Raw genomic sequence first — 15,655 nt, 5'->3', positions numbered from 1 at the left:
GGACCGCCGTCCCTGCGATGCGCCCCACCATTCACACCATCGAACCATCGAACAAGAGCCATGACGACAGAAACCTATCTCTCCCCGACCGATCGCGTGCAAGCCTGGACCGACGCCGGCACGCTGCACATCCGCTTCAACAATCTGGCGCGGCACAATGCCCTGTCGGTGGACATGTGGGAGGCCGTCCCCCCGCTGCTGGCGCAGGCTGAAAAGGATGAGGCCATACGCTTGGTGGTGTTTTCCGGAGCGGGCGAGAAGGCTTTCGTCTCGGGCGCCGACATCTCGCAGTTCGAGGACATGCGCGCGGCCAAGGAAGCCGTCAAGCACTACGAAGCCATGGCCGAAGAAGCGCTGATGAGCATCTACCGCTGCAGCAAGCCGACCCTGGCGGCCATCCACGGCTATTGCATCGGCGGCGGGGTCAACGTCGCCATCAGCTGCGACATCCGCATCGCCTCCAGCGATGCGGTGTTCGCCATCCCGGCGGCGCGGCTCGGGCTGGGCTACCGCTATTCGGCGCTGAAGAACCTGGTCGACCTGATCGGCGTCGGCGCCGCCAAGGATTTGTTCTACACCGCCCGGCGCATCGACGCCAGGGAGGCGCTGTCGCTTGGCCTGGTGTCCCGCGTGTGCGATCCGGCCGACATGCCGGCCCTGCTCGCCGAGTACACGGGCTCCATCGGCGCCAACGCCCCGATCACCATCCATGCAGCGAAGACCATCATCGGCGAGATCCTCAAGCCCTCGCCGGAGCTCGACCATGCGCTGTGCCAGCAGCTCATCCGCAACTGCTTCGAAAGCGAGGACTACACCGAAGGCAGGACCGCCTTCATGGAGAAGCGCAAGCCGGTATTTCGCGGCAAGTAATCGAAAGCGTCCAACGATGGGAGCGAACATGCGAGCTTGGTGGCTGCTGGCGGAAGATGGGGAAATTGCGATCGAGATGCGGGAGCAGCCGGCGCCGGCGCCGGGGCCGCGCCAACTGTTGCTGCGCATGCGCGCGGCGGGGCTCAACCGCGGCGAGTTCATCGCCGGCCATGGCCTGAGCAAGACCGGGACGAGCAAGCCGGCCGGCATCGAAGGCGCGGGCGAAGTCGTGGCCGCAGGTGCCGAGGTTGCTGCCTTCAAGGCAGGCGACCGGGTGTTCGGCCGCCTCGTCGGCGCCTTCGCCGAGTTCGCGCTCATGGATGTGGACCAGGCGATCGCCATGCCCGAAGCGCTCAGCTGGGAGCAGGCGGCGTGCGTTCCGGTCACCTACATGACGGCCCACGAGATGCTGGTCAGGCAAGGCCGGCTGATGCCCGGCCAGTGGCTGCTGGTGACCGGGGCCGCCTCCGGCATCGGCGTGGCCTCGCTCCAGATCGCCAAGGCGATCGGCGCGTCCGTGGCCGGCACTTCCGGCAACCGGGCCAAGCTGGCGCAATTGGAAGCGCTGGGGCTCGATCTTCCGCTGTGCACGCGCGGCCCGGATTTTTGCCAAGCGCTGATGGATGTCACCGGCGGCGCCGGCGTCAACCTGGTGGTCAACACGGTCGGCGGCTCGGTGTTTGCCGAATGCATCCGCAGCATGGCGTTCGAGGGGCGCCTGGCCACGGTGGGCTATGTCGACGGCGTGCTGCATGCCGAGCTCGACATCGCCGCCCTGCATTCGCGCCGGCTGGTGTTGTTCGGCGTGTCGAACAAGATGGTCGACGCCGCATTCCGCGCGGCCGCCACGCGCGATTTCGCCGCCGACATCGTGCCGCTTCTGGCAGCGGGAAAGATCAAACCTGTGGTCGACCAGGCGTTTGCGCTGCCGGAACTGGCCGCCGCCAAGGCTTATATGGAGTCGAACCAGCATCTCGGAAAACTCGTCGTGACGATATAAAAAGGAGACATCATGGGGAAAGCAATTCCGCCGCTTGCCGTGCTCGCCGCCTGCTTGGCAGCGGCACCTGGAGCGCAGGCGCAGTCGTATCCGAGCAAGCCGATCAAGCTGGTGGTGGGCTTCACGCCGGGCGGCGCCGCCGACTTCACCGGCCGGGTCGCCGCCGAGGCGCTTAGCAAGGTCTTGGGGCAGTCCATCATCATCGAGAACAAGCCGGGCGCCGGCTCGAGCATCGCCGCCGAGTTCGTCGCCAAGGCGCCGCCCGACGGCTACACCATCCTGATCGCCAGCCCGAGCAGCATGTCGGTCAATCCGGCGATGAACCCGAAGAAGAACTACGGGGTCAACACGCTGGTCCCCATCACGCGCATATCGAATTCCCCGCTCATCCTTACCGCCAACCCGGCCCTCGGCATCAACTCATTGAAAGACCTGGTCGCCGCGGCCAGGAAGTCGCCCGGCAAGCTGAACTATTCGACGTCCGGCAACGGCTCGGCGCCCCATCTCGGCGCGGTCTACCTGAAGCAGGCGACCGGGATCGACATCCAGCATGTGCCGTACAAGGGCGGCGCCCAGGCGGTGCAGGCCGTGATCGCCGGCGACGTGGAACTCACCTTCGCCACGCCGCCGTCGGTCCTGCCGTTCATCAAGGCAAACCGGCTGAAGGGACTCGCCGTCAGCACGCCCGCGCGCTCAGCCTTCGCGCCCGACATTCCGGGAATGACGGAATCCGGCTATCCCGGCTTCAACATGAATTTCTGGTACGGCTTCTTCGCGCCCGCCGGCACGCCGCCGGAAGTCGTCAACCGGCTGTTCGAGGCGACCAGCGCGGCCCTGCAAAAACCCGAGGTCAAGACCATGCTGGCGCGGGAGGCGACCGAAGTCGCCCTGTCCCGCTCGCCGGCCGACTTCGAGCAGTTCCTGAAGGAAGATGCGCGGTTCTGGGAGAAGCTGGTGAAGGATTCCGGCATCACGGCCGATTGAGCGAGCCGGGCGCCTGGAGAGATGTGCGCTACCGCGCCGCGTTGGCAACCATGCTCGGCGCCGGCTTCGCTCTCGGTGCCGCGGCGACCTGATTACCGAATGGGCCGGAAGCCAACTCGCCTTCTGGCTGCAGGTGCAGTGGGTGCAAAACATACCGGGCGATGCTCTGTTTCCTTCCACTTACAGCGGCCGCGCCTGGTCGCTCGCAGACCGGCTGCTTCAAAGCCACGCGAGCGACGTGCTGCTGCGCAGCTGAGACTGGAGAGCGCGGCTGACGAGGCCCTGCTGGCGCGGGCTGCTCGATGTGAATTGCATGCGCTTGAGAGAGCAAAGTCTCATTGGACCGCAATAAGATTCAAACTTTTTTACTTGCATCGACTGATCGCTTCTCAAGCCAGAATGGCGAAATTCTTTATGGAACCCGCGCGGACGCAGTGAAACGCTTCCCTACTCTTTGACTGCATCAACTTCTACCAAGTCATATACGCCTGAACCGTTCGTAAACTCCGTCGTCGTTTTCTTGCGCTGCAAGGAAAGAATTCGGAAGCCTTTCAGCACCGCGCGCACTTCTTCCTCCTTCCAAACCGTGATGCCCGCGCTCCCTGTTAAATGATGCTCGGGACCGAACAGGGTAATCACTAATCGACCATCCTTCCCAAGTGCCCGGCGAACTTTTTGCAAGATGGCCGGCATGTCTTTTCGCGGGACGAAGGAAAGGCTGCCGGACCACACCAAATCCACCGTTCCATCGGGCGGAAGTTTGACGTCCTGAAACTTTTGTACTTTGATCACTACCCTGCCATAACCGTCAGAAGAGCGTTTATTTGCATGGGCCCGATCTCGATTTCTAGCCAATGCCTGTCGAACGTAATAAGGAGAGGCAGCATCGGCATCAATTGCCACTACATCCCAGCCATAGCGGCTGAGCGCGGCAGTTTGAAGGCCGGCTCCTGCCCCCATATCCACTGCCAGGCCGGGCGGCCTGCTGCCTTTGACCCAATCATTGAGAAAGTTCACCAGCGTTGGCAAGGGAGGATTGTTCTTGATTTTTTCGTAATGCGGCTGCCACTCAGTCATTGGGGGCCTCTCGGTGACGATTGGTGCCCGCGCATTCGTGTTTGTCACCGCATTTGATGATTGCAGCAATGGCCTGTTCGGGGGCGACGCGAACACCGTTATACGCGCCGTAGCATTACGACGATTTGCATTGGACGCCTTTCTGTTCAGCGTGGCAGGTTGCTGCGAATTGCCTTGCTGGTTCGTAGGTGGATTTCGGCCCCGCTTTTCAGGAACAATCTCCGTCCGCGCTTTACCTGGTGAATGCAAATCGCGAACCGATAATCTTGAAGATGGGTTCGTTTCGATCCTCGTCGGCGTCAGCGGGACTGATGAATTTCCTTCGGAGCGAGGCAACCGCCTCGAAGAAACATCGATGGTTGGTCCTTGAATAGCTTGCGGCGTCTGCTTAGGTTGCGCGGTATGTTTGGACATATGACGCTTGAAGGCGCCGATCACTTTGCCAAGCAATCCCAACGACGCAAGCCGTGCGATGAGATCGCCCGTCACATTCGCAGCGACTAATAGATCTTGCCGGTCTCGCGGCTTGCTGACCAGCGCGTTGATGCGGTTCAAGGAGTTTATGACGTACCAGGCTTCGCGAATGGTAAGACCGAGTACCGCAAGATCGGCAATCCAGCCTATAGGCGTTGCCTGGGCAGCGAGGAATCCTAGAAGCAGCAGTAACGATTGTGGCGAGATCAACTGCGAAACCTCCGCCTTAATCTTTTCTGGCAAACCTTGAACGGCATGCTCCAACACCCAGGACATTCGATGGAAGGCATCCATCTTCGTCACATCTGCGGATGCCAGCCGCCCAGCCTTTGGGTCCGTCGTTCCGGCCAGCATACGGTCCAATGAAATACCGTGGGTTCCGGGCAAGAACTCGGGCTGCATGGCACCTGCTGGAAAGCGAAGCGGGGAAGATGGTGTGACGGTCTTGGATACGGTCATTTTCAATGCGTAAGTGACGAAATGACCGAATAAAATCACATGAATCAAGCTAATTGTTAAGGTTTAAAGCCGCATGATGCATATGCCTCTAAATCATTTTTTGAAAGTGCATTAACGCAAGCTAGAAAATGACTTCGACTATCGCTGAAGACACTCTCGGTTAGCCTATTGTCGATCTTGCGTTCTTCGATTTTGCGGTTGCCGCAGTGCTCGCTGCTCGGTGCAATTTCACTACACTGACGGCAACCGGCAACTGTTCAATGAAGCTGTGGCTTTGCGTGAACGGAAGCAGCCCGCAGCATCGCCTCGAACTGCTCCGCCGGCATAGGCCGCCCGTAAAGATAGCCCTGGTAGGCATGGCAGCCGTGGTCCGCCAGGAAGTCGCGCTGCGCTTCGGTTTCCACGCCTTCGGCGATCACGTTCAGGCCGAGGCTTTGCCCGAGCGCGACGATGGTGCTGGCGATGGCGGCGTCGTTGGGGTCGGTCAGCACGTCGCTGACGAAGGACTGGTCGATCTTCAGCTGGTCCAGCGGCAGCTGCTTGAGATAGGACAGCGAGGAGTAGCCGGTGCCGAAATCGTCCAGCGAGAAGCCGACGCCGTAAGCCTTCAGCGCCGCCATCTTGGCGATGGTCTCCTGCATGTCTTCCACCAGCAGGCTTTCGGTGAGCTCTATCTTCAGGCGCGACGGATTGGCGCCGCTGTCGTTCAGCGCTCCCAACACCTGCGGCACGAAGTTCGCATGCCGGAACTGGCGTGCGCTGACGTTCACCGAAATGCTCAATCCGGCGGTCGCTTTCTGCCGCGCCCAGCGCGCCAGCTGTTCGCAGGCGGTCTTCAGCACCCATTCGCCCAGCGGCAGGATCAGCCCGGTATGCTCCGCCAGCGGAATGAACTCGCCCGGGGACAGTCGGCCGCGGCGCGGATGCTGCCAGCGCACCAGCGCCTCGCCGCCGGTCATCCTGCCCTCGCGGTCGGCCTGCGCCTGGTAGTAAAGGGAAAACTGCTGCAGCTGCAGGCCGTCGCGGAAATCGTTCTCCATCGCCACCCGGGCGCTCACCGCCTGCTGCATTTCCGGATCGAAGAAGCGCATCGTGTTGCGGCCGGCCGCCTTGGCCTGGTACATCGCCAGGTCGGCGCGCTTGAGCAGTTCGTCGACGCTGAAGTCGCGGTTGCCGAACATGGCGATGCCGATGCTGGGCGAGGTATGGTAATGGTGGCCGGCGATGTGGAAAGGCTGGGCGAAGGCATCCAGCACATGGCCGGCGACAACCCGCGCCTGGCTGGCAGCTTCATGCAGGTCGTGGCTGAGCTGTTCGAGCATGATCACGAACTCGTCGCCGCCCAGCCGGGCCACGGTATTGTTCTTGCGCACGCAGGAAATCAGACGCTGCGCCACCTGCTGCAGCAGCAGATCGCCCTTGTCGTGGCCGAGCGTGTCGTTGATGGTCTTGAAGTCGTCGAGATCAAGGAACAGCAGCGCGCCGCCATGCAGGTCGCGCTCCTGGTTTTCCAGCGCATGCTGCAAGCGCTCCACCAGCAGGCGCCGGTTCGGCAGCCGGGTGAGGGGATCGTAGAAGGCGAGTCTTTCGATCTCGCGCTCCGCCGCCTTGCGCTGCGTGACATTGGTATGGATGGCAAGGATGGATTGCGGCCGCTGGTCGTTGCCGCGCACCAGGGTCCAGTAGCCCTCCACCGTCAGCGATTCGCCATCCTTGCGCCGCTGCTCAACCTCGCCGCGCCATTCACCATGATGCAGGGCATGGGCGCTGGCTTCGTAGAAGTCGATCGGATGCCGGTACAGGAGCTGCGCCTTGTCCTTGCCCAGCGCTTCCTCGGCGCTCCAGCCGTACAGCCTTTCGGCGCCCTTGTTCCAATAGGTGATGTGGTGGTCGATGCCGCTGACGATGATCGCATCCTGCGCCTGGTCCAGCAGCGATGCCTGGTTGCGTATGCGGGCGTCGGCCTCGAGCCGCTCCATTTCGCCGGCGGCGCGGGCAGCGAAGATGCGCAGGGTGGAGGTGACGAAGCTGAGTTCGGTGACGGCTTCGCGGAACAGGACATAGATCAGGCCGATCGCCTGGCCGGCGGAATCGTCCAGCCGCAGGCCGACATAGGCCTGGGCGGCAAAGGCATGAAGGCGCAGCGCATCCGGAAACTGCTCCATTGCCCGCTCCGAGACGACGCACTGCGGCGCCGAGAGCAGCCGCTCGCACGGCGTGCCCTCGATGTTGTAATCGAACTCCTCGAGCGCCGCGCCGTCGGCCACCGCACCTAGGCTGCGCACCCGCAGCGGACGCCCCGGCAGGAACCTGCCGATGATGCCGGCCTGCGCGCCGACGGCGAGCGCCATGCTGCCGGCAAGCTGCTCGAAGAAGGCGCTGCCGCCGCTGGCCGAGACGCCGGCGGCCGCCACCAGCACCGCGGCCTCGATGCGCTGGTGACGCAGGCGGGAACGGAGGCTGCTGATGCCGTAAGCGAGATTGTCCGCCAGCTTCTGCAGCAGTTCGATCTCTTCCTGATGCTCGGAAACGGCTTCCATCGAATAGAGGCCGAACACGCCGAAGGTATGGCTGCCGTCGCGCAGCGGCAGCGACACCAGACTGCGCGCGTTCGCATGCCGCGCCAGCGGCCGCCATGGTGCCAGGCTGTCTTCGGTGGCGATGTCGTCGCAGATCACCGGCCGGCCCTCGCGTATGGTGCGGCCGCCCGGACCGTTGCCGCCGGGATGGGTCGGCGACCAGCTCAACTTCAGCCGGCTCAGGTAGTCTTCCATCGGCAGCTGGCCGGCATGGGCCATGGGCTTGATGCTGGATTCTTCGTCCGGCTGCGCATAGCCGACCCAGGCCATCAGGTAGCCGCCGACGTTCACCGCCAGCCCGCAGATATCGTTGAGCAGCGCCGCTTCGCTGGTGGCGCGCATGACCGATTCGTTGCAGGCGCTCAGCAGCCGCAGCGCGCGATTCACCCGGGCGAAATGGGAGGTGCCCGCAGAATCGTGGGAGCCGGCCGCCATGGCCGTCTGGCGCCGTTCCATGAGCAGCTGCAGTGCGATCTGCTCGCCCATGGCCGCAACCGAGGCCAGCATCCCGGCGCTGGGCATTCGCGCCACCCGGTCCATCACGCACAGGATGCCGATGGACTTTCCCTCTTCCGATTTGAGCGGAACCGCGGCATAAAATCGTATCCACGGTGCGCCTTTCACCATGGCATGCTCGGCGAGTTCCGGCAGCGTGGAAGTGTCGCTTACCACCATGACGCCATCGCGGCGGGTGGCCGAGCGGCAGAAGGCCATCAATGCATCAGGGTGGCATCCATCGAGCCCGGTGGATGCAGCGCAGAAATGAGTTTCCTGATCGGTAATGACCACGGCTGCCGCCATCAGCTTGTGCATGCGCGGCAACAGTTCGACAAGACGTTTCACAACCCCCGAGGCGGTTCGGGGTTCCATGTCGGTAAATGGCTTGGTCAAGGCGTAAGGCGGCACTATCTAGTTGGAAAGCCGATTGTCATCGGTTAATCGATCGTCAATGAGATTCGCCTTGTTAGTAGGTCATTTGGTGAATGAGTTGCATCCCTTGCGCGGCTTTTTTCTGTTCCGTCATCCATTGGTGATGACAATGCGCGTCTCGCGAGTCGCCGCTGCGGCTGTTGCCGGGGATGGCGGCATGCTTGCAGGGGCGGCCCCTTCGCGTGGCTTGCAAACGCAAACCACACGGTTCGCTTCATCACGATCAATCCCTGCCCGCTGCTGCGGGTTTTCCATGATGCAGTAACCGCCTGTTACATACTTTCTGCCCTCGCAGTCATCACCGAATCGAGCCAGTCGTTGTGTCTGCTGAGGCCGATGGCATCTTCGTGCGGGAAGCACATCGGAACGAGCTTGCATGGGCGGCTGACCGGCAGCTGCCCGACGGCGAAAGGAACGTAGAATGAAGCATCAGCGAGCGCGCCGCAGCGGCCATGAACGGGATGAACCCATCCTTGCCCGTCCTGCAAAGTCGGCGCCGAGCCGCTCAACCCGAAGGCCGTTTGCCGATGGCCGCGGCATGCAAGGAGGTACGCCATGAAGCGCTTTCGCGCCCTGCTTCTGCTGACCGCAGCCTTTCTCCTTTCCGGTTTGGCCGGCGCCGCCGAGCCGGCGCCGGAACAAGCCGCGCTGCATGTACTCAACCGGCTCGGTTACGGACCGCGGCCGGGTGATCTGGAAGAGGTCATGCGCATCGGCGTGGACCGCTATGTCGAGATGCAGCTCAACCCATCTTCCATCGCCCTGTCCGCGACGCTGGCCCAGCGGCTGGCGGCATTGCCGATCGAAAGCCAGAGCGCCGGCGACGCCCTCGCCGCGCTCCTGCAGGCGAGGGACCAGGACAAGCAGGCAGGAAAGGCCGACCGCGGCCTGGCAAAGGAAACGCAACGGCGAATCGTCGAGCAGACCGTGCAGGCCAGGTTGCTGCGGGCGGTGGAGAGTCCGCGCCAGCTCGAAGAAGTGATGGTGGATTTCTGGTTTAACCATTTCAATGTATTCATGTTCAAGGGCCTGGACCCGGCGCTGGTGGCAAGCTATGAGCGGGATGCGATCCGGCCCCATGCGTTCGGCAATTTCCGGGATCTGCTGGGCGCGACGGCGAGGCATCCCGCCATGCTGTTCTATCTCGACAACTGGCTGTCCTCGGCCGCGAACGATCAGCCGCTCGATGCGCGTGGCCGAACGATCCCTGCGGCGAGGAGGATCGCCGGCCTCAATGAAAATTACGCCCGCGAACTGATGGAGCTGCACACATTGGGCGCGGACGGCGGCTACACCGAGCAGGATGTGACCGAGCTGGCGCGCATGTTCACCGGCTGGACCTTCAAGCCGCAGGAACTGGCCCGCGGCGGCCCGGGATTCCGATTCGAAGCGCGGCGCCACGACGGCGGCGACAAGGTCTGGCTCGGACGGCGTATTGCCGCGCAGGGGCAGCAGGAAGGCGAGATTGCGCTCGACGTCCTCGCCCTGCATCCGTCCACCGCACGCCGCCTGGCATTCAAGCTTGCGCAGTATTTCGTCGCCGACCAGCCGCCGCCGGCGCTGGTTGAGCGTCTGGCCAGGCGCTACCTGGACAGCGGCGGGGAGATCCGGCCGGTGCTGCGCGTCCTGTTTTCCAGCTCCGAATTCCGCAATGCCTCCGCCGTCGGCGCGAAGTTCAAGACGCCCTACCGCTTCGTCGTCTCCGCCATGCGTGCCGCCGCTCTGCCAGTGGATAACGCGCGGCCCATCATGGGTGCGCTGAACCGGCTCGGCATGCCGCTGTTCGGCTGCGCCACGCCGGACGGTTACAAGAACACCGAGGACGCATGGCTCAATCCCGATGCGCTGGCCAGGCGCCTGGACTTCGCGGCGCTGGCCGCTTCCGGCCGGCTGGCGTCGGCCGGCATGATGACGACTCAAGACATGGACCCGCCGGCACAGGCATGGACGCCCGTACCTGAATCGACGCCCGCCGCGCCGCCAACGACACGCATCGACAGCGGCAGCCTGCTGCACACCCTCGGGCCGGGCGTGTCGGCGGCAACGCGCGATGCCATCCTGCGCAACCCGCCGCGCCTGCAGGCGGCCATGGTGCTCGGCAGTCCGGACTTCATGCGTTATTGACGAGGAAAAGATGAATATGAAACGCAGAGGCTTCCTCGGCGCGGCGCTGGCCGCTTCCGGCTTCCTGATCCCCCTCGGCCGCGATGCCTGGGCCGTGAGCCATGCCGGCGCGCCCGCCGACGCCGCGCGCCGGCGCCTGATCGTGGTAATGCTGCGCGGCGCGATCGACGGCTTGAATGTGGTCGCCCCTTACGGCGACGCGGAGTACGCCCGCCTTCGCCCGACCATCGGCCTGGACCGTCCGGGCGGCGACAACGGCGTGATCGATCTGGACGGTTACTTCGGCCTGCATCCGGCGCTGGCCGACCTTCAGCCGCTCTGGAGCGAAGGCAAGCTGGCCTTCGTTCATGCCTGCGGCTCTCCCGATCCGACGCGCTCGCATTTCGATGCCCAGGATTACCTGGAGACCGGCACGCCCGGCCGCCGCAGCACGCCCGATGGCTGGCTGAACCGGCTGGTGGCGTCGCTGCCGGGCAGCAGCGGCCCGACGCGGGCCATCGGCATCGGCCCGGTCATGCCGCGCATTCTTTCCGGGAGCGCGCCCGCGAGCACGCTGGCGCTGGCAACGGGCGGCCGGCGCGACGATCGCAACGCCCGTCCCGCCCTTTCCTCCGCCTTCGACCAGCTCTACGCCGACGACAGCCGCATGAGCCGCGCCTACCGCGATGCGAAGCAGGCACGCCAGGAAGTATCGGCGGCGCTGGATGCCGAGATGCAGATGGCCAATGGCGGCGCGCCCCTGCCCAACGGCTTTCCGGGCGACGCCGCGCGGCTCGCCGCCCTGATGCGCAACGATCCCAACATGCAGATCGCCTTCATCGCCCTCGGCGGCTGGGATACCCATGCCAACCAGGGCGCCGCCAGAGGCCAGCTGGCGAACCGGCTGGCGCCGCTCGGCCGGGGCCTGCTGGCGCTGGCCAGGGGTTTGGGATCGTCATTCGACGACACGGTGATCGTGGTGATGTCGGAATTCGGCCGCACCGCACGCGAGAACGGCAATGGCGGCACCGACCATGGGCATGGCAACGCGATGTGGCTGCTCGGCGGCCGGGTCAATGGCGGGAAGGTGCATGCCGACTGGCCCGGCCTGGAAGGCGGCCGGCTCCATGAAGGGCGCGACCTCGTGGTGAGTACCGACTTCCGCGCGGTGCTCTCGCAGGTGGCGCGCCAGCACCTGAGGCTGGATGACGCCGCCCTGGAGCGGCTCTTCCCCGGTGCGCCGGCGCCGGGACGCGCATTCAGGCTGCTGCATGCATAGCGGCTGAGTGCGCAGTCCGCCGGCTCAGCCCTGATCCAGCGCCGCTTCGAGCACCCGCGCCACATGCCAGGCGTCGCGCTGGGCGCCATCGGCAATCTGGTGCCGGCAGCTGGTGCCGTCGGCCACCACCAGGGTATCGGCGCCGGCCTTGCGCACCGCCGGCAGCAGCGCCAGCTCGCCCATCTTCATCGACACGTCGTAGTGCTCGGCGTCGTAGCCGAAACTGCCGGCCATGCCGCAGCAGCTGGATTCGATCAACTGCACCTGCAGCTCCGGCACCAGGCCGAGCACCGCCTGCACGGGGCGCACCGCATCGAAGGCCTTCTGGTGGCAGTGGCCGTGCAGCATGGCGGTCTTCTGCGGCAGCGGCTTGAGCTTCAGCTGCAGCTTGCCGGCCTTGGCTTCCCGCGCCAGGAATTCCTCGAACAGCATGGCCTGCTGCGCCAGCTGATGCGCTTCCTTGCCCAGGCCGTAAGAGAGGAACTCGTCGCGCATGGTGAGCAGGCAGGAAGGCTCCAGGCCCACCACCGGCACGCCGCGCTGCACGAAGGGCAGCAGCGCCTGCAGGGTGCGCCGCGCTTCCGCCTTGGCCTCGTCCACCAGGCCGGCCGAGAGATAGGTGCGGCCGCAGCACAGCGGCCGCTTGTCGTCCGCCGCCTTCGCCAGATGCACCTGGTAGCCGGCGGCCTGCAGCACCTTGTAGGCGGCGCGCGCATTGTCGGACTCGAAATAATTGTTGAAGGTATCGACGAACAGCACCACCTCGCCGGCGGCGCCGGCGCTGGAGGCGGCCGGCGCGTTGCGGAAGAAGGTATCGCCGCGCCACTGCGGCAGCTTGCGCTTGGCGCTGAAGCCGAACAGCCTTTCGCTCACTGCCGCCGCGCCGGGCAGCTTGTCGCGCAGGTTGAACAGCGGCGCCAGCCGCGCCGCCCAGGGCGCGTAGCGCGGCATGTAGGCCACCAGCTTGTCTTTCATGCGCAGGCCATGCTTCTTGCGGTAGTGATAGAGGAACTCGGTCTTCATCTTGGCCATGTCGACGCCGGTGGGGCAGTCGCGCTTGCAGCCCTTGCAGCTCACGCACAGGTCGAGCGTCTCGTACATTTCCTGCGAGGTGAGCGCATCCGGGCCGAGCTGGCCGGACACCGCCAGGCGCAGCGTATTGGCGCGGCCGCGCGTCAGGTGCTTTTCCTCGCCGGTGGCGCGGTAGCTGGGGCACATGGTGCCGCTGTCGAACTTGCGGCAATGGCCGTTGTTGTTGCACATCTCGATCGCCTTGGCGAAGCCGCCGGTGCTGTCGCCGCCGGTGCCGGGCGCGCTGACTTCCTCGGTGACCGGATCGGTATGCACGTTCCAGCTGGACCAGTCGAGCACGGTGGCCAGCGGCTGCTCCTGGTAGCCGGGCTTGAAGCGATAGAGCGAAGTATCGTCCATCTTGGTGGCGCGCACGATCTTGCCGGGGTTCATGAGCCCGTCAGGATCGAAGGCATCCTTGATTTCGCCATAGGCGCCCATCAGGCGCTCGCCGAACTGCCAGTCCACCCATTCGCTGCGCACCAGGCCGTCGCCATGCTCGCCGGAGAAGGCGCCCTTGTACTGGCGCACCAGCGCCGCCGCTTCTTCCGCGATGGCGCGCATCTTGGCGCTGCCGTCGCGGCGCATGTCGAGGATGGGCCGCACGTGCAGCGTGCCGACCGAAGCGTGGGCATACCAGGTGCCGCGCGTGCCATGCTTGGCGAAGACTTCGGTGAGGCGGTCGGTGTACTCGGCCAGGTGCTCCAGCGGCACCGCGCAATCCTCGATGAAGGACACCGGCTTGTCGTCGCCCTTCAGGCTCATCATGATGTTGAGGCCGGCCTTGCGCACTTCCCACAGTTCCTTCTGTTCCTTCTCGTCGGCCATCTCCACCACCGAGCCGGGCAGGCCGAGGTCGCCCATCAGCTCGGTCAGCGCCTTGAGCTGGGCCAGCTGCTGCGCCTTGTCGGCGCCGGCGAATTCCACCAGCAGGATGGCTTCCGGCGCGCCGATCAAGGCCTTTTCGATGGTGGGGCGGAAGGCGGGATTGCCGCGCGCCAGCTCGATCATGGTGCGGTCCACCAGTTCCACCGCCACCGGACCCAGCTTGACGATGTGCTGGGTGCTGTCCATCGCCTTGCTGAAGTTGGTGAAGTTGACGACGCCGAGGGTCTTGAAGGTGGGCAGCGGCGACAGCTTGAGCGTGATCTGCTTGCTGTAGGCCAGCGTGCCTTCCGAGCCGACCAGCAGGTGCGCCAGGTTGACGCTGCCGTCCTCGGTATAGCCGCGCACCGACTGCGGATGGAAGATGTCCAGGTTGTAGCCGCCGACGCGGCGCAGCACCTTGGGGAAGCGCTCTTCGATCTCTTCCCGCTCGCGCGCCGCGATGCGGGCCACGGTATCGGCCAGCGCACGGATGCGCGGCGGCGCCGCCTCCAGCATCTTCGGCAGCAGGCCGAAACTGGCGAAGGTGCCGTCCGACAGCCAGGCATCGATGCCGAGCACGTTATGCACCATGTTGCCGTAGTAGAGGCTGCGCGAACCGCAGGAATTGTTGCCGGCCATGCCGCCGATGGTGCACTGGGCCGAGGTGGACACGTCTACCGGGAACCAGAGGCCGTGCGGCTTGAGCCAGGCGTTCAGGTGATCCAGCACCACGCCGGGCTGCACCGTCACCGTCATCGCGTCGCGGTCGAAATCGAGGATGCGGTTGAAGTGCTTGCTATTGTCCATCACCAGCGCCCGGCCGACCGTCTGGCCGCACTGGCTGGTGCCGGCGCCGCGCGGCAGGATGGGCAGGCGCGCGTCGCGGGCGATGTCGATGGCGGCGACGATGTCCTGCTCGCTGCGCGGCACGAACACGCCGACCGGCTCCACCTGGTAGATCGAGGCATCGGTCGAATAGCGGCCGCGAGAAAACTTGTCGAACAGGACTTCGCCGCCGGTTTCCTTCTGCAGGCGGGCGGCGATTTCATTGCGGCTGGCGGCCTCCTGCAGCGAAGGGCTGAGCAGGACTTGGTGCGGGACGGAAGCGTTCATGGGAAATGGCGTCTCTTATTTGTCGTAGTCGTTGTCGGCGCTGCAGCGCCGGAAGCAGTCTGGGTCAGGCGGTCTTGCGGGAATTCAGTTCGTCGATCACGGTTGCGCATTTCTTCAGCAGGTGCTGGTGCAGCAGCTGGCGCAGCGCCTCGCCGTCGCGCTTTTCCAGCGCGGCCAGCATGGCGTCATGCTCCTTCACCGCCGCATCCCATTTCTCCTGATTGAAGTTGGAGCGGAAGCGCAGGCTCTGGATGCGGGCATTGATCTGCTTGTAGGTCTCGGTCAGCACCGCGTTGGCGGCGGCGGCGTTGATGCGCGCATGGATGGCGAGATTGACGCGGTAATACGCCGACAGGTCGCGCCGCGCATGGGCGGCCAGCATCTCGAAATGCAGGGCACGTATCTCGGCCAGCTCTTCCGCGGTAATGCGCTGGCAGGCGAGCTGGCCGGACAGGCCTTCCAGCGCGCCCATCACTTCGAAGGTCTGCTCGATGTCGGCAGTCGACATTTCCGCCACCACCGCGCCGCGGTTCGGCAGCAGGTCGATCAGGCCTTCCACCGCCAGCGTCTTGAAGGCTTCGCGCAGCGGCGTGCGGGAAATGCCGAGCTGCTCGCACAGCACCCGTTCGTTCAGGCGGGTGCCAGGGACGAGCACGCCCTCGATGATCATGTCGCGCAGCCGGCTGGTGGCGGCAGCGGACAAGCCTTGGCGGTTGATGGGAACGGGTTCGGTCATGGAATGCGCAGTCGGTTTCGGGTTCTGGAGAATTGTATACCAAAATTATGCCTTAAACTCTGAAAACCGCTGGATGGATGATTTTTTTCCTTTTTAGTCAATTGCTTACCGAG

9 protein-coding genes are annotated in these 15,655 nt (G+C 64.6%); 5 read left to right on the top strand and 4 right to left on the bottom strand.

Annotated features, from left to right (window positions below; genetic code table 11):
- The first annotated feature begins 60 nt into the window (after positions 1 to 60).
- Genes CHB88_RS21835 through CHB88_RS21825 form a run of 3 tightly spaced genes read left to right on the top strand, consistent with a single transcriptional unit; the run spans position 61 to position 2,854 of the window.
- Positions 61 to 870: an enoyl-CoA hydratase gene (locus CHB88_RS21835; RefSeq protein ID WP_089401473.1), complete on the top strand. Its 810-nt coding sequence runs from the start codon at positions 61 to 63 to the stop codon at positions 868 to 870.
- Positions 871 to 898: 28 nt separating this feature from the next.
- Entirely contained in the window at positions 899 to 1,870 is a 972-nt protein-coding gene (locus CHB88_RS21830; RefSeq protein WP_089401472.1) for a quinone oxidoreductase family protein, read from the top strand.
- Between the two features lie 12 nt (positions 1,871 to 1,882).
- Entirely contained in the window at positions 1,883 to 2,854 is a 972-nt protein-coding gene (locus tag CHB88_RS21825; RefSeq protein WP_089401471.1) for a Bug family tripartite tricarboxylate transporter substrate binding protein, read from the top strand.
- Between the two features lie 447 nt (positions 2,855 to 3,301).
- On the opposite strand, the gene CHB88_RS21820 is transcribed toward CHB88_RS21825, so the two are convergent.
- Together CHB88_RS21820 and CHB88_RS21815 are read right to left on the bottom strand one after the other, a co-directional pair.
- Positions 3,302 to 4,903 (bottom strand): class I SAM-dependent methyltransferase, encoded by a 1,602-nt coding sequence (locus CHB88_RS21820; protein ID WP_245845169.1) that lies wholly within the window; start codon positions 4,901 to 4,903, stop codon positions 3,302 to 3,304.
- A gap of 218 nt (positions 4,904 to 5,121) precedes the next feature.
- Positions 5,122 to 8,313 (bottom strand): bifunctional diguanylate cyclase/phosphodiesterase, encoded by a 3,192-nt coding sequence (locus CHB88_RS21815; RefSeq protein ID WP_089401469.1) that lies wholly within the window; start codon positions 8,311 to 8,313, stop codon positions 5,122 to 5,124.
- 615 nt (positions 8,314 to 8,928) lie between these two features.
- Here CHB88_RS21815 and CHB88_RS21805 point away from each other — a divergent pair.
- Together CHB88_RS21805 and CHB88_RS21800 are read left to right on the top strand one after the other, a co-directional pair.
- Positions 8,929 to 10,497, top strand: a complete 1,569-nt coding sequence (locus tag CHB88_RS21805) for a DUF1800 domain-containing protein (RefSeq protein ID WP_089401467.1) — start codon at positions 8,929 to 8,931, stop codon at positions 10,495 to 10,497.
- A gap of 16 nt (positions 10,498 to 10,513) precedes the next feature.
- Positions 10,514 to 11,755 carry a DUF1501 domain-containing protein gene (locus CHB88_RS21800; protein ID WP_089401466.1) on the top strand — a complete coding sequence of 414 codons (1,242 nt, stop codon included), beginning with the start codon at positions 10,514 to 10,516 and terminating at the stop codon, positions 11,753 to 11,755.
- A gap of 24 nt (positions 11,756 to 11,779) precedes the next feature.
- Here the strand turns inward: CHB88_RS21800 and CHB88_RS21795 are convergent, their stop codons facing one another.
- Both CHB88_RS21795 and CHB88_RS21790 read right to left on the bottom strand, forming a co-directional pair.
- Positions 11,780 to 14,806 carry an FAD-binding and (Fe-S)-binding domain-containing protein gene (locus CHB88_RS21795; protein WP_089401465.1) on the bottom strand — a complete coding sequence of 1,009 codons (3,027 nt, stop codon included), beginning with the start codon at positions 14,804 to 14,806 and terminating at the stop codon, positions 11,780 to 11,782.
- A 64-nt stretch (positions 14,807 to 14,870) separates the two neighbouring features.
- Positions 14,871 to 15,542, bottom strand: a complete 672-nt coding sequence (locus CHB88_RS21790; RefSeq protein ID WP_089401464.1) for a GntR family transcriptional regulator — start codon at positions 15,540 to 15,542, stop codon at positions 14,871 to 14,873.
- Positions 15,543 to 15,655 lie beyond the last annotated feature (113 nt).

It is taken from the genome of Noviherbaspirillum humi (assembly GCF_900188095.1).
Lineage (GTDB): Bacteria > Pseudomonadota > Gammaproteobacteria > Burkholderiales > Burkholderiaceae_D > Noviherbaspirillum > Noviherbaspirillum humi.
Note: the sequence above shows the minus strand (reverse complement) of the source record. Positions and strands in the feature narration are given on the sequence as shown.

Coding starts and splice junctions, on each gene's coding strand:
- CHB88_RS21800 (WP_089401466.1), top strand. CDS start 10,514: ATGAAACGCAGAGGCTTCCTCGGCGCGGCGCTGGCCGCTTCCGGCTTC.
- CHB88_RS21825 (WP_089401471.1), top strand. CDS start 1,883: ATGGGGAAAGCAATTCCGCCGCTTGCCGTGCTCGCCGCCTGCTTGGCA.
- CHB88_RS21805 (WP_089401467.1), top strand. CDS start 8,929: ATGAAGCGCTTTCGCGCCCTGCTTCTGCTGACCGCAGCCTTTCTCCTT.
- CHB88_RS21830 (WP_089401472.1), top strand. CDS start 899: ATGCGAGCTTGGTGGCTGCTGGCGGAAGATGGGGAAATTGCGATCGAG.
- CHB88_RS21835 (WP_089401473.1), top strand. CDS start 61: ATGACGACAGAAACCTATCTCTCCCCGACCGATCGCGTGCAAGCCTGG.
- CHB88_RS21790 (WP_089401464.1), bottom strand. CDS start 15,542: ATGACCGAACCCGTTCCCATCAACCGCCAAGGCTTGTCCGCTGCCGCC.
- CHB88_RS21795 (WP_089401465.1), bottom strand. CDS start 14,806: ATGAACGCTTCCGTCCCGCACCAAGTCCTGCTCAGCCCTTCGCTGCAG.
- CHB88_RS21815 (WP_089401469.1), bottom strand. CDS start 8,313: ATGGAACCCCGAACCGCCTCGGGGGTTGTGAAACGTCTTGTCGAACTG.